The organism is Streptomyces bicolor (assembly GCF_000719285.1).
GTDB classification, from domain to species: domain Bacteria; phylum Actinomycetota; class Actinomycetes; order Streptomycetales; family Streptomycetaceae; genus Streptomyces; species Streptomyces bicolor.
The window spans coordinates 267,664-290,111 of sequence record NZ_JOFS01000005.1; the positions used below are offsets into that span (position 1 = coordinate 267,664).

At 68.5% G+C, this 22,448-nt stretch carries 13 protein-coding genes and 2 pseudogenes; 5 read left to right on the forward strand and 10 right to left on the reverse strand.

All coding sequences use genetic code 11. The features are described from left to right. Positions 1-30 precede the first annotated feature (30 nt). The gene (locus IF78_RS0107375; protein ID WP_031479802.1) at positions 31-246 is read right to left on the reverse strand and encodes a hypothetical protein; all 216 of its coding nucleotides are present in this window, start codon (positions 244-246) and stop codon (positions 31-33) included. Positions 247-428: 182 nt separating this feature from the next. Here IF78_RS0107375 and IF78_RS43415 point away from each other — a divergent pair. After that, positions 429-1,717, forward strand: a pseudogene (locus IF78_RS43415) (ArgE/DapE family deacylase). Positions 1,718-1,828: 111 nt separating this feature from the next. Here the strand turns inward: IF78_RS43415 and IF78_RS0107385 are convergent. Together IF78_RS0107385 and IF78_RS0107390 are read right to left on the reverse strand one after the other, a co-directional pair. After that, complete coding sequence (locus tag IF78_RS0107385; protein WP_078662344.1) at positions 1,829-3,103, reverse strand: cysteine desulfurase; 1,275 nt, start codon at positions 3,101-3,103, stop codon at positions 1,829-1,831. Further along, the gene (locus IF78_RS0107390) at positions 3,090-4,481 is read right to left on the reverse strand and encodes a family 2B encapsulin nanocompartment shell protein (protein WP_031479806.1); all 1,392 of its coding nucleotides are present in this window, start codon (positions 4,479-4,481) and stop codon (positions 3,090-3,092) included. Before IF78_RS0107390 ends, IF78_RS0107385 begins: the two co-directional genes overlap by 14 nt. 444 nt (positions 4,482-4,925) lie before the next feature. Between IF78_RS0107390 and IF78_RS48290 the strand changes: the two genes are divergently transcribed. Next, positions 4,926-5,375 (forward strand): VOC family protein, encoded by a 450-nt coding sequence (locus IF78_RS48290; protein WP_158751294.1) that lies wholly within the window; start codon positions 4,926-4,928, stop codon positions 5,373-5,375. Positions 5,376-5,702: 327 nt separating this feature from the next. On the opposite strand, the gene IF78_RS0107395 is transcribed toward IF78_RS48290, so the two are convergent. Next, a complete protein-coding gene (locus tag IF78_RS0107395) occupies positions 5,703-5,879 on the reverse strand; it encodes a hypothetical protein (protein ID WP_158751296.1) in 177 nt (58 codons plus the stop codon). A 530-nt stretch (positions 5,880-6,409) separates the two neighbouring features. Between IF78_RS0107395 and IF78_RS45810 the strand changes: the two genes are divergently transcribed. Continuing rightward, positions 6,410-7,624 carry a helix-turn-helix transcriptional regulator gene (locus IF78_RS45810; protein WP_031479809.1) on the forward strand — a complete coding sequence of 405 codons (1,215 nt, stop codon included), beginning with the start codon at positions 6,410-6,412 and terminating at the stop codon, positions 7,622-7,624. Between the two features lie 68 nt (positions 7,625-7,692). Here IF78_RS45810 and IF78_RS0107405 read toward each other — a convergent pair whose 3' ends face one another. The 4 genes from IF78_RS0107405 to IF78_RS0107420 all read right to left on the reverse strand — a co-directional run bounded on the left by IF78_RS0107405 (position 7,693) and on the right by IF78_RS0107420 (position 13,912). Continuing rightward, positions 7,693-9,114: a phage major capsid protein gene (locus IF78_RS0107405; RefSeq protein ID WP_051827547.1), complete on the reverse strand. Its 1,422-nt coding sequence runs from the start codon at positions 9,112-9,114 to the stop codon at positions 7,693-7,695. 885 nt (positions 9,115-9,999) lie between these two features. Next, on the reverse strand, positions 10,000-11,352 hold the full coding sequence (locus IF78_RS45815; protein WP_078662345.1) for an AAA family ATPase: 1,353 nt from the start codon (positions 11,350-11,352) through the stop codon (positions 10,000-10,002). Positions 11,353-11,841: 489 nt separating this feature from the next. Then, positions 11,842-12,108: a hypothetical protein gene (locus tag IF78_RS0107415; protein ID WP_031479815.1), complete on the reverse strand. Its 267-nt coding sequence runs from the start codon at positions 12,106-12,108 to the stop codon at positions 11,842-11,844. A 214-nt stretch (positions 12,109-12,322) separates the two neighbouring features. After that, positions 12,323-13,912 carry a recombinase family protein gene (locus tag IF78_RS0107420; RefSeq protein WP_324617266.1) on the reverse strand — a complete coding sequence of 530 codons (1,590 nt, stop codon included), beginning with the start codon at positions 13,910-13,912 and terminating at the stop codon, positions 12,323-12,325. Here IF78_RS0107420 and IF78_RS0107425 point away from each other — a divergent pair. After that, a pseudogene (locus IF78_RS0107425) lies at positions 13,856-14,104 on the forward strand (VOC family protein); the annotation flags it as partial. The gene IF78_RS0107420 and the pseudogene IF78_RS0107425 sit on opposite strands and share 57 nt — an antisense overlap. Positions 14,105-14,141: 37 nt before the next feature. On the opposite strand, the gene IF78_RS0107430 reads toward IF78_RS0107425, so the two are convergent. Continuing rightward, entirely contained in the window at positions 14,142-16,580 is a 2,439-nt protein-coding gene (locus IF78_RS0107430; protein WP_031479821.1) for a SpoIIE family protein phosphatase, read from the reverse strand. Positions 16,581-16,766: 186 nt separating this feature from the next. Beyond that, on the reverse strand, positions 16,767-18,839 hold the full coding sequence (locus tag IF78_RS0107435) for a SpoIIE family protein phosphatase (RefSeq protein ID WP_031479824.1): 2,073 nt from the start codon (positions 18,837-18,839) through the stop codon (positions 16,767-16,769). A gap of 186 nt (positions 18,840-19,025) precedes the next feature. On the opposite strand from IF78_RS0107435, the gene IF78_RS0107440 reads away from it, so the two are divergent. After that, positions 19,026-22,400, forward strand: a complete 3,375-nt coding sequence (locus tag IF78_RS0107440; RefSeq protein WP_031479826.1) for a pyruvate carboxylase — start codon at positions 19,026-19,028, stop codon at positions 22,398-22,400. Positions 22,401-22,448: the final 48 nt, after the last annotated feature.

Here is a 22,448-nt window from a genome sequence, read left to right on the forward strand (position 1 = left end):
GGGCCGTTGACGTCGCGTCGCGGGCAGGGCTCAGGGCTCCCAGCTGTCCGGTCCACCGCCCCGCCACTCGATCAGCGCGGACTGCCGTACCCAGTCGTCCTCAACATCTTCCAGGCCCGCGAGACGCAGGAACTCGACGATGTCGAGCAGCCCGTACGCCATCCCCACGAACTGATCGTTCACGCGGACGCGTCGGCCGCCGTCGGCGGCGGGCGGGTAGACGGTGATGGGCTGTACGCCGGTCATGGAACCAGGGTGCGGCCTGCGCCGGATGTGCGCATGCGGGGCTCACGTGGCGCCGAAGGCCGGTCGTCGGTTGTCGCGGTAACGGAGATTGAGCATCCCATTGCCGAGCTCCAGGATCCGGAACAGTCCGGCACGATGCCCACAGCAGTGACGCGCTGAACCCGCGACAGGAGCAACCGCCCATGACCACCGCCGGGTTGAGTGTCGAGTCGAGTGCGCAGGAGGCTGCCGCGCTGGCAGCGATCGACGAGGCGGCCATAGCCCGGAGCCTGCTCGAGCTGATCGCGATCCCGAGTGTGACCGGCAGCCCGGCTGAGTCCGAGATCCAGCACCACCTGGCCGGGCGGCTCGACCGGCTCGGACTGGACGTGGACCTGTGGTCCATGGACCTGTCCGCGCTGCTGGCGCACCCGGACTTCCCGGGCTCGGAGGCACCGCGGGACGAGGCGTGGGGGCTCGTGGGTGTCACGGAGAACGGCGGTGACGGGCCGACCCTCATCCTCCAGGGCCACGTCGATGTCGTGCCACCCGGCGACCTCGAGCGGTGGGACGGGGACCCGTACGTACCGAGGGTGGTCGGAGACACCGTCCACGGCCGGGGGGCCTGCGACATGAAGGCCGGGCTCGTCGCCCACCTCGCGGCGCTGGCGGCGATCCGGGCGAGCGGCGTGCGGCTGCGCGGCCGGGTGGCGGTGCACTTCGTGGTCGGCGAGGAGGACGGCGGCCTGGGGGCATTCGGCACGCTCCAGCGCGGCCACACGGGTGACGCCTGCGTCATCACCGAGCCGACCAGCGGCACCCTGATCACCGCCAATGCCGGAGCGCTGACCTTCCGTATCGCCGTCCCCGGGCTGGCCGCCCACGCCAGCTCCCGGGAGCAGGGCGTGAGTGCCATCGACGCGTACATGCCCATCCAGCGGGCCCTGGCGGACTGGAAGCCGAGCGGAACGCCGACCCCGACCCGCTGATGGCGGAGTACCCGATCCCGTACGCCCTGTCGGTCGGCACGCTTCGCTCGGGCGACTGGGCCAGCAGCGTGCCCGACCTGCTGGTCGCTGAGGGACGGTTCGGCGTCCGGCTGGACGAGGCGCCCGCGACGGCTCGAGCTGCCTTCGAACGGCGCGTGGCCGAGGCGTGCGCGGCCGACGCCTGGCTGCGCGACCACCCCGCGACGGTGACCTGGCCGGGCGGCCAGTTCGCCAGTGGCCGCCTGCCCGCCGGTCATCCGCTGCGGGACGTCGTACGCGAAGCGCACGTCGCCGCGAACCGGGGCGCCGTGCCCGCCGAACGCGGCGCCTCGTACGGCAGCGATCTGCGGCTCTACGCGGCCGCGGGCATCCCGACCCTGCAGTTCGGACCCGGCGACATCCGCCTCGCCCACAGCGCGCAGGAACAGGTGGCCGTCCCGGAGATCGTCCAGGTCGCCCGCGCACTCGTGCTCACGGTGCTCCGCACGGTCGGCACGAAATGAGCGAACGAACACGGTTGGCCGACGGCGGAGCTGGTCGGCGGGCACGATCCGCCGCGGGTCCGGCCGGCCGTCACCGGCCGGCCGGACCCTGCTGAGCTCCCACTCCTTTCGTCAGACGCTCTCCTGCAGTCCGCGCAGTGACGCCACGAGCCGGTCCACCTCATCGGAGGTGTTGTAGAGCGCGAGGGACGCCCGCGCCGCCGACTCCAGCCCGTAGTGGGCGAGGGCCGGCTGGGCGCAGTGGTGGCCGGCGCGGACGGCGATTCCGTCGCGGTCGAGCCAGTCGGCGACGGTGGCCGGGTCCTGCCCCGCGAGCGTGAAGGTGAGCACCGCGATCCGGTCCGGCGCCGAACCGATCAGCTCGAGTCCGGGCACCGTGGCAAGGGCCTGGAGCGCATACGACATGAGCGCTTCCTCGTACGCCGCGACGGCCGCGCGGTCGAGGGACGTCAGCCAGTTCACGGCGGCGAGCAGCCCGATGACCCCGGAGATGTGCCCGGTGCCGGCCTCCATCCTGTGCGGGGCGGCCGCGAACGTGGTCTTCCCGAAGTCCACGGACTCGATCATGTTGCCGCCGGCCTGCCACGGTGCCATGCCGGCGAGGATCTCCGGCCTCGTGTACAGGGCGCCGATGCCGGTCGGCGCGAACAGCTTGTGGCCGGAGAACGCGTAGAAGTCGGCGTTCAAGTCCTGGACGTCGACGGGGAAATGAGCGACGGCTTGCGCCCCGTCCACCAGGACCTTGGCGCCGTAGCGGTGGGCGAGGGCCGTCATCTCCTTGACGGGCGGGACGGTGCCGAGGACGTTCGACGCGTGGCTGATCGCCACGAGTTGCGTCCGCGAGGACAGCAGATCGGCGTACGCGTCCTGGTCGATCTCCCCGTATGGAGTGAGCGGTACCGGGACGACCCGGGCCCGGGTCTCCTTGGCGATCAGCTGCCACGGCACGATGTCCGCGTGGTGCTCGAGGACCGGGACGAGAATGTCGTCCCCCGGCCCGAGGTTGGCCCGGCCCCAGGTCTGCGCGACGAGGTTGATGGCCTCCGTGGTGCCCCGCACGAAGACGATGTCGTCCGGGCTCGGTGCGCCGAGGAAGTCGGCGACGGCCGCCCGGCCCGCTTCGTACGCCTCGGTGGCCTCCCGCGCCATGGTGTGGGCCCCGCGGTGGATGTTGGAGTTGGCGGTGCCGTAGTAGGCGGTGAGCGCCTCGATGACCTGCCGTGGCTTCTGGGTGGTGGCCGCGTTGTCGAGCCAGATCAGTGGACGGCCGTTGACGGTCCGGTGCAGGACGGGGAAGTCCTGCCGCACCAGCTCGGCGGTGAAGCCACCCGGTTGGGGCTCCGCCGCTGTCGGCGTCAGGGACGCCGTGACGTCAGGCGTAGTCATGGTACTTGGACACCTCGACGTTCTGGAGTACGGCGATGGCGTCGTCCACCAGCACGGCGGTGTTGAAGTAGGCCGTCATCAGGTACGACGTGATGCCCTTCCGGTCCATGCCCATGTTCCGCATGGACAGGCCGGGTTCGACCTCGTCCGGTACGGCCGCGGGGCGCAGGCCCACCACGCCCTGCTCGGCCTCCCCGATCCGGATCAGCAGGATCTCGGTGGTGCCGGCCGCACTGCCGGAGCCGCCCGGGCAGGGCACCTTGTCGGAGGGCAGCAGCGGTACGCCCCGCCAGGTCAGCAGCGGACTGCCGAACCGGCTGTCCGTCACCGGGGGCACTCCCCGGCGGGTGCACTCCCGCCCGAACGCGGCGATGGCCCTCGGATGCGCGATGAAGTAGGCCGGCTGCTTCCACACCCTCGCCAGGAGCTCGTCCAGGTCGTCGGGGGTGGGAGCGCCGGTGCGGGCCTGCACGCGCTGACCGGCCGGGACGTTGTGGAAGAGACCGGAATCGGGGTGGTTGAGCATCAGGTGCTCCTGCCGCTCACGCAGGGCCTGGATGGTCAGGTTCGCCTGGGTCCGCGTCTGGTCCATCGGCCCGTTGTAGAGGTCGGCGACCCGGGAGTGCACCATCATCCGGGTCTGGGCGAGCGTCATGTGGTACTCGCGCGGCAGGTCCTCGTAGTCGACGTAGGTGCTCGGCAGTTCGACCTCACCGACATGACCGCTGCTCAGGTCGATGGGCGCCTCGGTGCCGGGTGCGGGCATGCCGCCCGTCGCGTACGACTCCACCGCGCCGCGCAGCGCCTCCTCGCGGTCCATGAGCCCGGCGAGGGCGGAACGCCCGACGCGCAGGGCGACGCCGGGAGTGACGGCCTTGACGGCGTACGGCATGGGCTCGTCCTTGGTCCACGCCTCCAGGTCGAAGTACTGCCCGTCGCCGATGACCTGGATCAGCGCCTCGTCGCCGTACCGCCCGGCGGCGCGCTTCTCGGCCCGGCCGTGCACGATCACCCACAGGTGCTCGGCGGTGTCGCCCTCCTGGACGAGCACCTGACCGGCCTCGAAGCCGATCTCGGTGAAGGCGTCGGCCAGTTGGCCGAGGAGCGCGTCGTCGGTCTCGCGCAGGTACGGGATCTCGCGTAAGTCGCCCGGGACGACGCGCGGGCTTCCCTCGTCGGTGTGGGTGCCGATGCGGTCGTCGCCGAGGACGTACGTGCGGCGCCGGTTGACGCGGTAGACGCCTGATTCGACATCGACCCATGGGAGGGCGCGCACGAGATAGCGCGGGGTGATGCCGCGCATCTGCGGTGCCGTTTTCGTGGTCGTCGCGAGTTGCCGGGCGGCCTCGGGGCTGAGGGTGGTGCGGCCGGTCGTCACAAGGGCCTCCTCGAGTGGATCGGTCCGGGAGCGAACTTCCGTACGAGCGAGCCCGATCGTGCAGGCGGTGGCAACGCCTCACAAGACGCGCGGGACGCGGCTCGGGTGGGCGCGGGCCGAAAACGCGCGACGTGGGGTGGGGTGGGCACGCCACGTCGCGCGTGTCGGAAGGCGGCGCCACCAAGGGCGAGGGGCGGGTCGACGAAGTCCCGGACATGGCTACGACGAGCGGCCCGACGTACCGTCAATTCCCTGCGGACGGCTTGATGTGGCCCCGTATCAGGACTTTTAGTTTCTTAAAGGCGCGCTTATGCGACCTGTCTTCGAGCCGCTTTTTACTGAAGCCGCAATTGTCGAAATCCGTAATTAATCGCAGTCTCGGGGCGGCGCGCGGCATCGGTAATTCCAGTGGCGTCCGCACCTTCGCTCGGAGAGGATCACCGCATGGTTGCGACAGTGGCGAACGTCTCGGTGGACTGTGCGAACGCGTATCAACTGGCCCGGTTCTGGAGCGAGGTGACAGGACAACCACTCGATCGCGAGGACGAGCCGGGCGACGACGAGACGGAGATCATGCTGCCGGGCGGTCCGGCCCTGCACTTCAACGAGGTACCGGAGGGTAGTCGTAGCGAAGACGTAACCAATCGGGCATGCGCACGTGGGCCTACCCGCACAGCAAGAGGCCCCCAACTGCGCGCCTTGCTCGCGCAGTTGGGGGCGTTGCGACCCGCCCCGGGAGGGGGAGGGGGCCGGGGCGGGGGTCATGGTGCTTCCCGTTCCCCTGGGGTGTCTCTCTGCCTTCGGCCACCTGGGCGCGATTGCCCAGGCTCCAGGGTGGCCTACCTCTTGCGAGGCGCGTTACAGGATGGGCGCAGCGACCGGACGCATTTCTGAACGGGGTGTTTCCTCGTGCCTGGGCGGTAGCGGGCGCAGGTGCTGCGGATTGCAGAGCGGCTGTCCGGGCGCCCAGGCGGCAGGGTCGACCACCACGCATTTGCTGTGTCCGGGCATGCCGTGCGCGATTCCCTGTTCATCGATCACTGCGCACCCTCCGGCGACAGGTTGGCGACCCTGCCCGAGCAACGCGGGCAGATGCACGGCGGGTATTCCTGGCCCAACGTGGGCACCTTGACGGGTTTCACTGCGCGCCTTTTCCGGACGCAGGTACGGACGCCGGTAGCTGGATTGATCCGGTACACCTCAATGGTCATCGGCATGGGATCACTTACCCCCGCCCGCGTTCGTTCCGACGCACGCGAGGCGGTAGATGCCCCACAATTCCCGGCCCTTTTCACACCCGTCGTTGGCCTTGGTCACGCACTTGCATTCCTCACACTTCCGGGCGTGCTCGAACCACTCGCGGTAGGTGCGGGTCGTGGGCGTCTGCGGGATGCTCATCGGGCCGTCTCCCAGGGGCTCACCCAGGGCCCTGCCCATGGGGGTGCCTCGCCTGTGCGGGCCGCTCGCCGCTCTTCCTCATGGGCCAACACGTACGGCCTGACCATGGAGCCCGTGAGCTCCCAGGCTTCCTCTGCCCTGACCTGCCGCTGCCTGCGGAGCCTGGGCACGTCTACGAGCCTTGCGCCGACCACGTAGGGGGACGGCCGGTAGCGGGGTTCCCTGGGCGCCTGGGGCGCTGCCTGGGGCGCCTGGGGCGCTGCCTGTCGCCTGTGCTTGGCGGGGGTGCGCCGCCCGAACAGGGCCGCTCTCATCCACACGAGTAGCTGTGATAGGTAGTCCATTGGCTGCCTGCTCTCTCAGGTGGTCCACGCCCCCGGGCCGGTCGCACGGTCGCGGGGGTCTTTGTGTCTGACCACGCTTCACGCTGCGCGCAGGCTGCACCACGGCAGAGAAGCTGCATCTAGGCGGCAGGAAGGCTGCACGCGCTACCCTGACCAGGGCAGACACATCCCGGACGGAGTACGGGCATGGCAGCAAAGCGGCAGCGCCTAGCGCAGCGCCGGAAGTCGCGCGGCTACACGCAGGAACAACTTGCAGACGCCCTAGGCGTCGACCGCACCACGGTGCAGCGCTGGGAGCGGGGGGAGGTCGACCCCCAACCGCATCAACGGCCTAGGCTCCAAAGGCTCTTGGAACTGACGTCGAGAGAACTCGACGAATTGCTAGCGGCTGATGTTCTGCCGGTCGCTGCAGAGTCGAATTGGATAACCCCCGCGCAGCCGGCCAACGATGATGAGATGGCGGCTTGGGAGTTGTCTCGACGCGTCCAAGCAAGTGACGTCGGGTCGGAAACACTCATGCGCCTAGAGTCCGCGTTTGATGAATTGGCAACGGCCTATCCGGTCACACCTCCGGGCGAACTCTTGGACCGTGTACGGCAGCACTCCGCGTATGTGGTGCGGCTACTAGACGCCCGCATGACGCTCTCCGAACATCGGCGTTTGCTGGTCGTTGGCGGTTGGTTGTCTCTGCTCGGGGCAACGCTGCATATCGACTTGAAACAGGAGCATGCGGCAACGGCCAGGCTGCAAACCGCGGCAACCCTCGCACGACAGGCGGAGGCCCCAGAGATCGAAGCATGGTGCTTTGAAACGGACGCGTGGCGGGTCCTCACGGACGGGGACTATGTGCGCGCCCTGGAACTGTCTCTAGCGGCTCAGAGCATTGCTCCTAAAGGCACCTCCGCCCTCATCCAAGCCACCGCCCAGGAAGGGCGCGCACGCGCGAGGCTCGGGCAGGGCAAAGAGACCTATGCGGCTATCGAGCGGGTACAGGCCATGGCTGCCGCCCTGGGAATCCCGGAGCGTCCTAAAGAGCACCACTACCAATACGATCCCGCAAAGGCGCTCGCCTACACAGCAACAACGCTCGCATGGCTGGGTGACGCTGCCGCCGAACCGTACGCGCGCGAGGTTATCACGCGTCTCAGTCCGTCCAACGACGTCACCAAATGGCCGCGCCGCGTGGCTTCAGCGAACATCGATTTGGCGCTAGTTCTACTCACGGACAATCGCCTAGATGAGGCTTGCGCCTCCGCCCAGAAAGCCATATTGAGTGGGCGCGTAGTGCCGTCGAATCACTGGCGAGCATTGGAAGTCGTCAAGGCGGTTGAAGCTAAACAGCTACCGGAGGCGCCCGACTTGCGCGAGGCATACGAGGGTTTAAAGGCTATCGGGGCCTAGAAACGCAGAAATGGCCCCCTCCGTCCGCTCAGCGCGAGACGAGAGGGGGCCTTTTCATGACCACAGACCTAGAACACAGGAGTGACCAGCCCTGTCCCCGCTACCTTCGCCATAGCGCCGGACGCGTAGCGTTGGAAGGTATAGCCAAAGTAGGCGTAAGCCACGAGCAGGACGCCCAGGGATGCCGCCTGCGGCTGTTCAGCTCGAATGAACATCGGGGCGTTAGGGTCCTCCCACAGGTGGCATTCATTCCGCGGCACAACGTAAATCTCATCCTCGTTTGTGCCACCGCCCAAGTTCGTGGCTATGTTGTTGTCGACGATTACGAGCAGACCGGAAGACAGTTTGGCACGCACCGCGGGGCCGTACTCGTTCGTGAGCGTCAGACCACCCGCATTTACGGGCATTCCACCTGTCGACACGAACGGCCAGGATGAGCCGACCTGCGAGGCAAGCCAGTTCCAGCGACGCGAATGCATCACCGCGTGAGTGGCATACCCCATATTCAGGAGCGTGCTTTCGACAGTGGAAGCGGCACTCTGAATCTTCGGCCACAGTTCCGCAGCCGTAGGCGATGCGTCGGTATAAGCCACGGAGGAAGCCGCATTCGTCAGACCTGTGGTGGCCTGGTTAAGCAGCGTGGAATCCAGCGTAGTGGCGACCCGGTTGAAAAGGTCCTGCATTGTAACGTCGTCGATTCCCGAGCCCCGCTCAATCGCCTGCCGGGAAACGGTCTGCTGACCGGCGGCAGTCTGCACGGGAATTGAAAGCACCGTGTCATCCATGTTCTGTTCGGCAACCGCCGTGTTCTGCGTCGCCTGAATTCCCGCACTGGACGAGGTGGTGATACGGGACAACTCGATGGACATGCCCTGCGCGGGAAGCGGGTGACGGTTGCACGCGGCATCCGCGAACGGCCGCAGTGAGGCCGTAGCGGGGGCGAACTGTTCGGTGAGGTACTGCGGCACGGTGAGGCCCGTGAATGCGCCGGTACCGACCGCACGCGACAGGTATTCGCCTCGCTCCGTCTGCTCTTCCCGCATGTGGCGGGCAAGGCGTTCTTGGGCCCCAGGGTCACCGAACAGGAACTGACGGGAAACATCGGTCAGGAAGTTCCGGCCGTTCGGGTCCTGATCGGGCCGGTAGGTACGCTCTTCCGTTCCGATACGCGCCACCCGGTCATAAGCGGCCCTGCGCACGTTCGTGGGCGTTATCTGGCTCGACCTCTTGCCGTACTCGATTTCTTCGAGCTGCACGGCGCGCAGGCGTTCCAGATCACGCGCGGCATTGCGCGTTTCGATAACCGCAGCGTCACGGGCCTCCGTGAGTTCCTGTACGGCCCTGTCTTCCTCGGCGGAAAGGTGCGTGCGCCCAGCTTGCTGGGCAGCGTCCAGGATGCGCTGTAGCTGTTCCTGGACGGTTTCCTTACGGTGGCGTGCGTCGTCGCGGACGCCTTCAAGCTTGCGTATCTGGTCTGCGAGTGTGGGCATGATCCACCCCTTGATAAATGCGCGGAGAAATGACGCGTGCCGCGCTGCAAAGGGGTCGACCAGCCGGGGACATCCGCCCGACTCGGCCCGGACTCACCGCCCACCCGAAAGTCATCCGTTCCGGCGAGGGGTGCCCGTGGCACTGGGATTCCGGCTTGGTTGCCCTCCCCCGGGATATCTGCCAGGGGAGTGGCTGCCTCTTGCCAGGAACCGTGTGAATTGTAAATCAGCGACCCTGCATTTGTCGCTGAACTTCCGCGAGTGATTCGTCCCAACTCTCCACTGACCCGTTCTTTGTGGAGATCCCGTACTCATTCGCCCATGCCGCCAAAGCGAATATCAGCGTGAGCGGGTCAGAGTTGCCCACAATCACCGCTGCACCGGTCTCGTCTCCGGCGAGGCAGGCACGGAGTAGAGCCGGGACGGTTGCAGGCTCAAGGGTCCTGTCCATAGTGCTCCTTCAAGATCACTGGGGTGGCACTGGCCATCGGGGAGTTTTTTGAGAGTTTGGGCCGGGGCTGGGATAAGACCGGATTCCTAAAAACGCAGCGCTCTGACCTGCGGTTTTGTGGTGAGCGCTCAGCCGGCCTGCCCCTGTGGCCTGCGGCGTTGCGTGCTGCGAGGGGCGCCCAGGTGGCATGCGAGCCTCGCCCAGGTGGCTTCTTTTGCTGGCTGTCGCCTTGCGTCGCTATGCGGGGGTACTACGTACACCCCCGCAGCAATAGCGACACGATCAAGGTTTGAGATCAAGTGATAGCGACGAATTCACTACGTGCCTGGTCAGAGGTAGCGACGAAAGCACGACGGACTAGCGACGATAGCGACGAGGGATAGCGACGAACTCACTACATGATCTTGGTTCGTCGCTGCCTGGGCACTACGGGATCAAGGTTCCCCCACGGCCAACTGGGCGGCGGCTACCTCCCTCGCCAATGCGGCAGCCTGGGCCGCTATTGCGTCCGCCTGTTGCTGCCCCTCGTACGTCACCTGATAGCGCCCCGTATTCGGGACCTTTACAATCAGGCCCTTCCTTTTGAGTGCGCCCATGTGGGTGCCTATGGTGGAGCGTTCCTCTTTCCTCCCTAGACGTTCGGCGACTCCCGTAGGTGATGCGCCTATCTCTCCGAATTCAGCGATGCCGCAAAGGGTCTGTGCTTGCTTGCCTGTCACGATGATTTTCACGCTGATTGGTTCGGCGGTAAAGGCGCCTGCCGCTCGGAGCGCCAATGAGTCGCCAGTCTTTACAGCCTCTACAGCAAGATCCGGCGCTTCCGCCATATCTTTCTGGGCGACGCTTTTAACGGTGACTCTGGCTGTGCCCTTGTCCCGCTTCACCTCAAACTCTGAGTCAATAGCCGCGAGGATGGCCGTAGCTCCCCTCGCGCGCCCTCCCTCATTACCTGAGTGGTGTACGAGCATGGCGCCTGCCTGCGTGTGCTCTCTCAGCTTGTCCAGCCGGGCAACGATCTTCCCCATTTCGCTGTTGCTGTTCTCCTCATGGCCAACAGTGCATCGCGCCTGCGTGTCGAAGATGACAAAGCCGTATCCGCCCTGCCTCGCGTATGCGATGAGTTGGCGCATTTGGTCATCTTCACCGATCTGCACGGCTCTTGGATAGAAAGTGACTCCCGTCATCTTCCGGCCGTTCATTTCCTCCCAGGCTCGTACGCGTGGCCGTATACCTCGCGCCCCCTCCGCAACCACATAGAGGACAGGAGTTTGATTCGTCGCGTATCCGAACCATCGTTCACCGGTCCCTATAGCGGCAGCCATGGACAGAGCTATGAATGACTTGAGGCTCTTTGGCGGGCCGAATATGCGGGACAGAGTGTCTCGATTGATAAAGTCAGCAATCAATGGCTCGTGATCCGGGATGCTATCAAGAGTGTCAGTGCTTAGCGCATCTGCCGCAAAGCACGCGGCAAGTGAGGCCCTGCCTTCCTCTGATTCGAGGGCGGAGGAAAACTCATCCTCGTCTATCTTGGCCGCACGTTCTTTCGCGCGGTTATAGCTTCGGATTTCCTTGGCAGCCTTTATCTCGGCTGCCTCGCGCCTGTGCGCCTCTATCAGCACCTCAGTTCTGTCGCCAATGCCTAGCGTGGGGAGTTGGGCACTCAGGGCGGTAACGTATCGCTGCACTTCCTCGTTATATGACTCCAGTGGTGCAGCCTGCGGATTGAGTAGCCACAACAAGGCGTGCTGCACATTTATCTCTGACTGTGGCAGTTCCTCATTCACCCAGCACCCCGCCGTTTGGGTCGCCTACGACCCTCGAAGCGCGTCCCGTCGCCATTGCCGCTCTCAGCGCATCGGGTACGTCCGTAAGGACACCGCTAAGGACCGGACAACCGTCATCGTGCCCAACCATCACGTGGTAAATCCCGGATACGTCCCGGAAGATGTCTGTCACGTGCGATCGACAGTGACCGCATTCATAATTGCGAGCAAATTCCTTGATCACCTTGGGTGGCCCGCTAGGCGCCGGCCGGGACTTTCTGGGTTTCTTGTTTCCGGGCATTGAGACCTCCTAGAAATGGTTCGTTCAATGTCTGTCCCGCTACCTGTGCCCACCTTTCGGCGCCATGTCCTAGCGGAACTACCGGTGACAATCTGGCCGTAGGCATAGACGCGCCTGGGCGGTTCTTCCAACCGGGCCATGCTGTGAGGTTGTTGGGCAGGGAAAATTACCGCCCAGGGCGGAGGAGAGCGCGAATGCGCGATATCTGCCTATGCGGCATCGAGAGAACCGCCGTCCGTGTGGTGCGCCGGAGGCGGTGTTAGCGTCAGAGCGAGGCGCCTGCGGTCGAGGGCCGCGCGCACAATGCGGGCGGCCTGGGCAAGCTGCACAGGGTCATCTACGGCGCGCTCGACATGCGCGGCAAGGGTGGCGGCCTTCAACTCGCGTTCGAGGGCCGTGGTGTCCGCTTCCGGGCGGTGACGTCGGATTGCGGCGATCTTCGCGCGAATGCGCGCGGCTTCGGGGCTGATAGCCATGAGGCGTTCCCGGATATGTCCCGTCGGGACACGGGGCCGCTCACCATTGCGGCCCGGATGCCAATCACCCTAAGCACAGAATGGTGGCCCCCGAAAGGGGGTGAGGACCGGCCTCACATCAGTGGAGCGCATTCGGCAAACAACAACGGCCCCCGGATAGAGGGCCGTTGTTCAGTGCATCGGTCGCGCCGATGCGTGCACCACGTGACTTAGCTCACGCCTCCCGCCACTTGATCGCGACACGGTTCGAGTCGAACCCCTTGGTTCCCGGCTTGGCACGCTTGATCGTCACGCTGTCGATGAACATGCGCAGGAACGCACGCTTTTCGTCCAGTGTCATCCCGTCATCCCACGTCGCCCGCGCGGCGGCAATGTCCATCTTCATCGCGGGCGGCGGCACGGCGGCAAGTTCGGCCCGTAGACGCTGCTCCCGCTCGTTCAGACCCAACCGCATGTTCTTCCACTCAGCCAGCGTCAGTTCACCGCGCCCCCGCTCTGCGGCGATTTCGTTGCGCTCCGCGTCCACTGCCGTGAGTTCAGCCGTCAGTTCGTCCCGGCGGGCGGCATGGTCGTCAGAGGTGAGCGCATCGAGGAATTCCGGCTTGTCCAGCTCAGCGAACAGTTCGTCGGCGACGTGCTGTTCGGTCGCCTCCAGCATGACGCCCGTGCAGCCCTTACCGCCCCGGTTCGGGTGGCACAACAGGTACGGCGTCCGCTTGCCGTTCTTGAGCTTCTTCACCGAGCCGACCATGGGCGCCTTGCACACGCCACACACGGCCAGACCACCGGTCAGCGTGTACTTGCGCCCGGCAGGGTTCCCCTTGTGCGCGTCGGTGATCGGGTAGCTGAAGCCGTCCGACGTGCGCACCGTGCGCGGTGCCGACAGCTTCGCCCGGCACGCCTGCCACGTCGCCTCGTCCAGGATGGGCGCCCAGTTGCCACGGCCCACGATCACGCCCTGATGCACCCGGAACCCGGCAATGGTCGGCTTGGTGACCATGGACCGCACCGAGCTTGCCGTGAGGGTGGACGGCCGTGTGACGGGGTTCCCCGCCGCGTCGGTGACGATCCCGCCGTTGGCGTCCTTGACCTTCACCCTGTGCGCGCCGACCAGACCGCGTGCCCGCAGCTCAGCGGCGATGTTCGCGAGTGACCAGCCGTCCAGCACCTTCTCAGCGGCCCACCGGATCGCCTCCGCCTGCTCCGGGATGATGACGTACGTCTTGTTACCGGATTCATCGACACCGTGGCCGTACCCGAACGGCTTGGACCCCGCCGCGCGCCCCTGGGCGGCATTCTCGGCAAGACGATCATTGACCCGCTTCTTCATCTTGCGCACCTCCCCAGCGTTGAGTACCGCGCGGATACCGGCGACCTCGTCATGTACGCGGACAACCCCATCCCTGTTCGTGTGCAGCTCACTGATACCGGCAGCGTCCAGCTCCGCGGCGAGAGTGAACCACTCGACCTCACGCCGCTCCAACCGGGACTGTTCCACAGCCCACACGTGGGCGACCTCCCCACGGCCGAGAGCCGCGCGGAAGTCCTCGTAACGGGGGCGGTGGTCGCCGTTCGCGGCAGAGATACCGGCATCGGCGAACACCTTCACGGGCAGCCCCGGCCACATGCTCGCGGAGTAGGAGCGGCCCCACCCTTCCTGAAGGTCGACACCTTCATAGCTGCCGTCCGGGCGGGGGGACAGTCGGCAGTACAGAGCGACGTATCGAGTCATAACCCCAGCGTGCGCCTGGTTACGTCTTCCCGACAAGTCCCCGAGCCGAAGGCGGGCAAGAACCGGCTCCATCTGTGTCTGCGTCCCGACACCTCGCGGGACGCGGAGGTCGAGCGGCTGCTGACCCTGGGCGCCTCCCTGGTCGCCGACCACCGACGGCCCGACGGCTGGGGGTGGGTCGTACTCGCCGACCCGGAGGGCAACGAGTTCTGCGTCCTCCTGGCCGACACCGAACGAGCCGCGCTGCCCCCGATCTCCTCCTAGGCCCCGTCTCCGCGACGGGCGGTCTGCGGCATGCGCGTTACTGCCCCTGATGCGCCGTCAGCGGCTGTTCGGCCCAGATGGTCTTGCGGTTGCGGCCGTAGCGCGTGCCCCACCGTTCGGACAGCTGGGCCACCAGGAACAGGCCGCGTCCGCCCTCGTCGGTGCTGCTGGCCTGGCGCAGGTGGGGGGAGGTGCTGCTGGTGTCGGAGACCTCGCAGATGAGGTGGCCGTCGCGGATCAGTCGCAGCAGTATCGGGCCGCCGGCGTACCGGTAGGCGTTCGTGACGAGTTCGCTCACGATCAGTTCCGTGGTGAAGGCCAACTCCTCCAGCCCCCACTCGGCCAGCCGGTCGCTCACCAGCGTCCGGGCCCGGCCGGCCGCGGTGGGCTCGGCCGACAGTTTCCAGGTGACCACGTTCTGCGCCGCCAGCACCCGGGTCCGACCCAGCAGCAGCGTGACGTCATCGGTGGGCCGGTCGCGCAGCATCACGTCCTCCACCGCCTTGCAGGTCTGCTCCAGTGAGTGGGACGGACCGGCCAACGCGGAGCGCAGCAGGGCCAAGCCCTGATCGATGTCGCGACGGTCGGCCAGCAGGAGGCCGTCGCTGTACAGGGCGATCAGGCTGCCCTCCTCCAGTTCGACCTCGGCCGCATCGAACGGCAGCCCGCCCACGCCGAGCGGTGGTCCGGCCGCGAGGTCGATCGGGCGCACCTTGCCGTCCGGACCCAGCACGGTCGGCGGCGGGTGCCCCGCGCGAGCCATGGTGCAGTGCCGGGAGACGGGATCGTAGATCGCGTACAGGCACGTCGCGCCCACGATCGGAGGGGTGGTGCCATCGGCCGCCCGCTGTTCGGTGGCCAGGTGGTCCACCAGGTCGTCGAGCCGGGCGAGGACCTCGTCCGGGGCCAGGTCGAGGTGGGCCAGGGTGTGCACGGCGGCGCGCAGCCGGCCCATGGTCGCCGAGGCGTGCATGCCGTGCCCGACGACGTCGCCGACGACCAGTGCGACGCGCAGTCCCGACAAGGGGATGACGTCGAACCAGTCGCCGCCGACACCGGCGGAGGCATGCGCGGGCAGGTAGCGGTGCGCTGTCTCGACCGCGGGGTGCTCGGGCACCTCGCTCGGCAGCAGGCTGCGCTGAAGGGCCTCGGCGGCGTTGTGCTGCTGGGTGTAGCGGCGGGCGTTGTCGATGCAGACCGCGGCCCTGGCGGCGAACTCCTCCGCCAGCGTGAGGTCGTCCTCCTCGAACGGCTCCGGCCGCTGCGCGCGCCACAGAGACACCAGGCCGAGGACCACGCCGCGCGCGGCCAGCGGCACCACCATCAGCGAGTGGACTCCCATCTCGAGCGCCTTCGCGGCCCGTGCCGGCTCGGCGGCGATCCACCCGCCACTGCCCTCCAGGAAGGGCTCGAGGACGGGACGCCGTTCGGCCAGACAGCGGGACGGCGCCGTGTCCTCGGGGAAGGAGAACAGATGGCCGGTGGGATGCATCAACCGCAGGGCGTCGGGCAGGACGCTGTGCGCCGCCATCCTGCGCAGCGGGCCCATGGCGTCGGGGGCCGGCTCCTCGCCCCGGGGCACGGGTTCCAGCAGATCCACCGAGAGGGCGTCGGCGAGCGCCGGAACCGCCGCCTCGGCCAGTTCACGCGCCGTCCTGGCCACATCCAGGGTGCTGCCGATCCTGGCGCCCGCCTCGTTGAGCAGGGCGAGCCGCCGGCGGGCCCGGTGCCGGTCGGTGACGTCCTCGACGATCTCGGTGACGCCCAGCACCTTGCCGGAGGGGTCCTCCATCCGGAAGGCGGACACGGAGACGATCAGTTCCTTCTGGGGGTCCCGCAGCAACCGGCAGCGCTGCTCGGCGAAGATCAGGGGCCGGCCCGTCTGCAGAACCCCGCGGAGCCGTTCCTCGATCAGCTCCGTGTCGGGCCCGAGCAGGAAGTCGGCGGTGCGAAGCCCGCGGTACGCCTCCGTCCGCAGACCGCCGAACCGTGCGATCGCCCGGTTCACCCGCAGGATGCGCAGGTCCGGACCGAGCACCGCGACGCCCACGGGGGACCGGCGGAAGAAGCCGTCCAGCACGGCCCGGTCGATGTCCCACTGGACGATGTCCTCGGCGAGCGACCCGACGAGGAGCCACTCGTCGGTGGAGTCCCAGCGCCGCACCTTCCGGGCCCTGAACCCCACGAACACGCGGTGGCCCGCACGGTCGCGGACCGGCAGCAGCCCGAACCAGCCGCGCGCCCGCAGACACGCGGCGGTCGCCTCGGCGATCACCGCCTCGTCCCCGTCGGCGATCAGGACCTCGCGCGCCGCACGGCCCAGCACCTCGTCGGCCTGGTACCCGAGAAGCGCGGTGGCCTGTTCGCTCCACCCGACGACACGTCCGCGACCGTCCACAACGGCCCACGCGGACCGGTGGACCGAGAACGGATCGTCCGGGCTCTCACTGAGCCACGTCGGGGATGTGTTGTGCATCGCCCACCCATCTCGCGCCGTTCACGGGGCCAGTGGTGCGGCGCCCCGGGCGCTCCTGCCTTTCCGCGTGACTGGCTTTGCAGTGGCTGACTCCCAGTATCGGCTGTGCGGGCATCTCGTGCTTGGTCGTTGCGCCCACGGTCGTGCGAGCGACGGTCGGTGACGGCTCCCGTCCGTCGTCCGGGCTCACCGGGGCAGTGCCCGGGCGAGGAGCACCGCCACGTCGTCGTCCGCCACCTCGGGCATGACGTGGGCCAGGAGGTCGTCGCAGACCTCTTCCAGGGGGCGCCCGGGATGCCGTAGCGCCTGTGCCAGCCGGCGCATGCCCTCGTCGAGGTCCGTGCCGCGGGTCTCGATCAGGCCGTCGGTGTAGATCACCAGGAGGCTGCGGGGCGGGAGGATCATCTGCTGGACCTCACAGCCCTGCCCGCCCACGCCCAGGGGCGGGCCCGCCGGGCCGTCCAGGAAGACGACCGTCCCCCGCTCGTCGGCGACCACGGGGGGCGGGTGGCCCGCCCTGGCGATCAGGCAGTGCCCGGTGACCGGATCGTGAACGGCGTACAGGCAGGTGGCCATCTCGTTGTCGCCCAGTTCCGCCACGGTGGCGTCCAGGGCGCGCAGCAGCTCGTCGGGCGGGGTGTCCCGGCAGGCCAGGGTCCGTACGGCGGTGCGCAGTTGCCCCATGACCGCCGCGGCGTGGATGCCGTGTCCCATCACGTCCCCGATCACCAGCGCGGTCCGGCCGCCCGACAGGGCGATGGCGTCGAACCAGTCGCCGCCGACCTCGTGATCGCCGGCCGGCAGGTAGCGCCCGGTGAGTTCCAGCCCGTTGACCTCGGGCAGGGAGGGGTTCATGAGGCTGCGCTGGAGGGTGAGCGCCGCGTCGCGCTGCCGGCTGTACATGCGCGCGTTGTCGATGTTCAGCGCCGCGCGTGCGACCAGCTCGTCGATCAACAGGGTGTCCTGGTCGTCGAACGGCTCTCGATCGCGGGTCCGGGTGACCGCGACCGCGCCGAGCACCGTGCCCCGGGCCACCAGCGGGATCAGGCGCGCCGAGCCCACACGGTCGCGCAGGTACTCACGCAGCCGGTCGGCGCCCGGGACCCTGACCAGCGGGCCGATGTCGCTCAGGTAGAGATTCATGGGACGCCCGGCACTCATGAGCCGCTCGTACATCGAGCCGGGCGGGACCTGAAGGGTCATGCCGACCGCGAGGTAGTCGGCAGGCGCGGCCGGATCCGTGAAGGTCGCCGCGACACGCCGGACCACGCCGTGCGCCGAGGCGGCGGTCTCGTCCGGGGCCATCGCCTCCTCCAGCAGCTGGACATCGGCCGAGTCCGCGAGCCGGGGCACCAGGACGCGGACCACCTCCTGCGCCGTCTGCGTCAGATCCAGGGTGGAGCCCATCTGCGTACCGGCCTCCGCCAGCAGCGCGAGGCTCTGCCGTGCCCGTTCCGCATCCAGGTGGGCCCGCTGCCCCTCCGTGACGTCAATGAGCGAAGCGATCACTCCCACCCGCTGGCCGGCACCGCCGAGCAGGGGGGCGTAGGAGCAGGACCACGTCCGCTGCCGTTCCGGGGTCGAGCCGGACGTATGACGGAAGTCCACCACCGCCTCACCTCGGTCGAGGACCTCCCGCATCACCGACTCCAGCGCGCCCGCGCCGGGGGCGACCTCGGTCACGCGCCTGCCGACGTGCTCGGCGACCGGGACGCCGTCCATCCGGGCCAGCGCCTCGTTGACCCGGAGGAAACGCAGGTCGGGACCGAGCATGGCCAGGCCGATGGGGGACTGCGTGAAGAGTCCCTCCAGCGCGGCCAGCGCATCCCGCATCCGCTCCACGGCGGACGTCTCCGCCGCGATGGCCAGCACACCCGTCCGCCCCCGCACATCCGCGATCGGACAGATCCACATCTCCATCTCGACCAGGGTCCCGTCGCGATGCCGGACCGGCAGCCGTGCCACGACCGCCGCACCCGACCGCACCGTCCGGGTGAGCCGGTCGGCCAGCTCCCGGTTCTCCTCCGGTACGAGGACCTGCTCGGCGTCCTGGCCCACCACCTGCTCCGGCGTGTGACCGAGCAGGTCCTGCGCGGCGAGCGACCACTGCACCAGGCGCCCCTCGGCATCGGCCACCCAGAGGGCCAGCGGGAGCAGGTCCTGGAAGACCCCGGCGTGTCCCACCGCGGACGTGTGCCGGTCCGGCGTTTCACGGACCGCGTCGTGGGCACGTGCACCGCGGTGACTCGCGCTGGTCATGGGGCACCTCCCTTACCCGGCGCTCGCCCCGCCGCGGCCGAACGCCCGAGACGGACCGACGTCGCCCTTGACCACAGGAGGCTCAAGGACAGCCTAGGCCGCGAGTGGCCCGGCTCACATGGCGTAAGAGGGGTGCCGCCGACACCATGGGTGCTCTCCGTCACCGGCAGGCTGAAGGGATCAAGAATGTTCCGCAAGGTGCTGGTCGCCAACCGCGGCGAGATCGCGATTCGTGCGTTCCGCGCAGGTTATGAGCTGGGCGCGCGCACCGTCGCCGTCTTCCCGCACGAGGACCGCAACTCCCTGCACCGGCTGAAGGCCGACGAGGCCTACGAGATCGGCCAGCCGGGACATCCGGTGCGGGCCTATCTGTCCGTGGAGGAGATCGTCCGTGCCGCGCAGCGGGCCGGGGCGGACGCCGTCTACCCGGGTTACGGCTTCCTGTCCGAGAACCCCGACCTGGCCCGGGCGTGCGAAGAGGCGGGCATCACGTTCGTCGGGCCGAGCGCGGAGATCCTGGAGCTGACCGGGAACAAGGCACGGGCGGTGGCGGCGGCCCGCGCGGCCGACGTGCCGGTGCTGGGTTCCTCGGCGCCGTCCACCAACGTGGACGCACTCGTGAGCGCCGCCGAGGACATCGGCTTCCCCGTGTTCGTCAAGGCGGTCGCGGGCGGTGGCGGGCGCGGCATGCGGCGCGTCGAGGATCCCGCCCAGCTGCGGGAGGCCATCGAGGCGGCCTCGCGAGAGGCGGCGTCCGCGTTCGGTGATCCCACGGTCTTCCTGGAGAAGGCCGTCGTCGAGCCGCGCCACATCGAGGTGCAGATCCTCGCCGACGGGCAGGGCAACGTCATCCACCTGTTCGAGCGGGACTGTTCGCTGCAGCGCCGCCACCAGAAGGTGATCGAGCTGGCGCCCGCGCCGAACCTCGACCCGGAGCTGCGCGACCGCATCTGCGCCGACGCCGTGCGGTTCGCCCGGCAGATCGGCTACCGCAACGCCGGCACCGTGGAGTTCCTGCTCGACCGCGACGGCAACCACGTCTTCATCGAGATGAACCCGCGCATCCAGGTCGAGCACACGGTGACCGAAGAGGTCACCGACGTGGACCTGGTGCAGGCACAGCTGCGCATCGCCGCCGGCGAGACGCTGGCCGACCTGGGCCTCGCCCAGGAGACCGTCACCCTGCGGGGCGCCGCACTCCAGTGCCGTATCACCACCGAGGACCCCGCCAACGGCTTCCGCCCGGACACCGGCCGCATCAGCGCCTACCGCTCGCCGGGCGGCTCGGGCATCCGTCTCGACGGCGGAACCACCCACGCCGGTACGGAGATCAGCGCCCACTTCGACTCCATGCTGGTGAAACTCACCTGCCGGGGCCGGGACTTCAGCGCCGCCGTGGGCCGTGCCCGGCGTGCCGTGGCCGAGTTCCGCATCCGCGGCGTGGCCACCAACATCCCCTTCCTGCAGGCGGTGCTCGACGACCCGGACTTCCAGGCCGGGCGGGTCACCACGTCGTTCATCGAGCGGCGCCCGCACCTGCTCACCGCGCGCCACTCCGCCGACCGCGGCACCAAGCTGCTCACCTACCTCGCCGACGTGACCGTCAACAAGCCGCACGGCGAACGGCCCGACCTGCTCGACCCGTTGACCAAGCTGCCCGCGCTGCCCGCCGGTGAGCCGCCGGCCGGGTCGCGGCAGAAGCTCGCCGAGCTCGGCCCCGAGGGCTTCGCGCGCTGGCTGCGCGCCTCCCCGACCATCGGCGTCACCGACACCACGTTCCGCGACGCCCACCAGTCGCTGCTCGCCACGCGCGTGCGTACCAAGGACATGCTCGCCATCGCCCCGGTGGTGGCACGCACCCTGCCCCAGCTGCTGTCCCTGGAATGCTGGGGCGGCGCGACCTACGACGTCGCCCTGCGGTTCCTCGCCGAGGACCCGTGGGAGCGCCTGGCGGCGCTGCGCGAGGCCGCCCCGAACATCTGCCTGCAGATGCTGCTGCGCGGCCGCAACACCGTCGGGTACACGCCGTACCCCACCGAGGTGACCGACGCGTTCGTGCAGGAGGCGGCGGCCACCGGCATCGACATCTTCCGCATCTTCGACGCGCTGAACGACGTCGGCCAGATGCGGCCCGCCATCGAGGCCGTACGGGAGACCGGAACGGCCGTCGCCGAGGTGGCCCTGTGCTACACCTCCGACCTGTCCGACCCGTCCGAGCGCCTGTACACCCTCGACTACTACCTGCGCCTGGCCGAGCAGATCGTGAACGCGGGCGCCCACGTCCTGGCCGTCAAGGACATGGCCGGCCTGCTGCGGGCACCGGCCGCGGCGAAGCTGGTGACGGCCCTGCGCCGGGAGTTCGACCTGCCGGTCCACATCCACACCCACGACACCGCGGGCGGCCAGCTCGCCACCTACCTCGCCGCGATCCAGGCCGGCGCGGACGCGGTGGACGGGGCGGTGGCCTCCATGGCCGGTACGACCTCGCAGCCGTCGCTGTCCGCGATCGTCGCCGCGACCGACCACTCCGAGCGGCCGACGGGCCTGGACCTCCAGGCCGTCGGCGACCTGGAGCCGTACTGGGAGAGCGTCCGCAAGGTCTACGCCCCCTTCGAGGCGGGCCTGGCCTCACCGACCGGCCGCGTCTACCACCACGAGATCCCCGGCGGGCAGCTGTCCAACCTGCGCACCCAGGCGGTCGCACTCGGCCTCGGCGACCGGTTCGAGGAGATCGAGGCGATGTACGCCGCCGCCGACCGCATGCTCGGCCGCCTGGTGAAGGTCACCCCCTCCTCGAAGGTGGTCGGTGACCTGGCGCTGCACCTGGTGGGCGCCGGAGTGTCCCCCGAGGACTTCGAGTCGACCCCGGACCGCTTCGACATCCCCGACTCCGTCATCGGCTTCCTGCGCGGCGAGCTGGGCACGCCGCCCGGCGGCTGGCCCGAGCCGTTCCGCAGCAAGGCGCTGCAGGGCCGCGCCGAGGCCAAGCCGGTGCGGGAACTGAGCGCCGACGACCGTGAAGGGCTGGCCAAGGACCGGCGGGCGACCCTCAACCGGCTGCTGTTCCCGGGACCGACGCGGGAGTTCGAGACGCACCGTGACACCTACGGCGACACCAGCGTGCTGGACAGCAAGGACTTCTTCTACGGGCTGCGCCCGGCCAAGGAGTACGCCGTCGACCTCGAGCGCGGAGTGCGGCTGCTGATCGAGTTGCAGGCCGTCGGTGACGCGGACGAGCGCGGCATGCGCACCGTGATGTCCACTCTGAACGGCCAGTTGAGGCCGATCCAGGTCCGCGACCGGGCGGCGGCCTCGGACGTCCCGGTGACGGAGAAGGCCGACCGCGCCAACCCCGGCCACGTCGCGGCGCCGTTCGCCGGCGTGGTGACCCTCACGGTCGCCGAGGGGGACGAGGTGGAGGCCGGTGCCACGGTCGCCACCATCGAGGCGATGAAGATGGAGGCCTCGATCACCGCGGCGAAGTCCGGCAAGGTGGCGCGCCTGGCCATCAACCGCGTCCAGCAGGTCGAGGGCGGCGATCTGCTGGTCGAACTCGCCTGAGCCGACTGCCGTAGAGCCCCGCGCAGGGCAGGCATTTTGCGCGGGGCG

Bases quoted from the DNA above. Each gene is read 5' to 3' on its own strand.
- IF78_RS0107375 (WP_031479802.1), bottom strand. From the start codon at position 246: ATGACCGGCGTACAGCCCATCACCGTCTACCCGCCCGCCGCCGACGGC.
- IF78_RS0107420 (WP_324617266.1), bottom strand. From the start codon at position 13,912: ATGGAGCCGGTTCTTGCCCGCCTTCGGCTCGGGGACTTGTCGGGAAGA.
- IF78_RS0107435 (WP_031479824.1), bottom strand. From the start codon at position 18,839: ATGACCAGCGCGAGTCACCGCGGTGCACGTGCCCACGACGCGGTCCGT.
- IF78_RS48290 (WP_158751294.1), top strand. From the start codon at position 4,926: ATGGTTGCGACAGTGGCGAACGTCTCGGTGGACTGTGCGAACGCGTAT.
- IF78_RS0107405 (WP_051827547.1), bottom strand. From the start codon at position 9,114: ATGCCCACACTCGCAGACCAGATACGCAAGCTTGAAGGCGTCCGCGAC.
- IF78_RS0107430 (WP_031479821.1), bottom strand. From the start codon at position 16,580: ATGCACAACACATCCCCGACGTGGCTCAGTGAGAGCCCGGACGATCCG.
- IF78_RS0107395 (WP_158751296.1), bottom strand. From the start codon at position 5,879: ATGAGCATCCCGCAGACGCCCACGACCCGCACCTACCGCGAGTGGTTC.
- IF78_RS0107415 (WP_031479815.1), bottom strand. From the start codon at position 12,108: ATGGCTATCAGCCCCGAAGCCGCGCGCATTCGCGCGAAGATCGCCGCA.
- IF78_RS0107385 (WP_078662344.1), bottom strand. From the start codon at position 3,103: ATGACTACGCCTGACGTCACGGCGTCCCTGACGCCGACAGCGGCGGAG.
- IF78_RS0107440 (WP_031479826.1), top strand. From the start codon at position 19,026: ATGTTCCGCAAGGTGCTGGTCGCCAACCGCGGCGAGATCGCGATTCGT.
- IF78_RS45810 (WP_031479809.1), top strand. From the start codon at position 6,410: ATGGCAGCAAAGCGGCAGCGCCTAGCGCAGCGCCGGAAGTCGCGCGGC.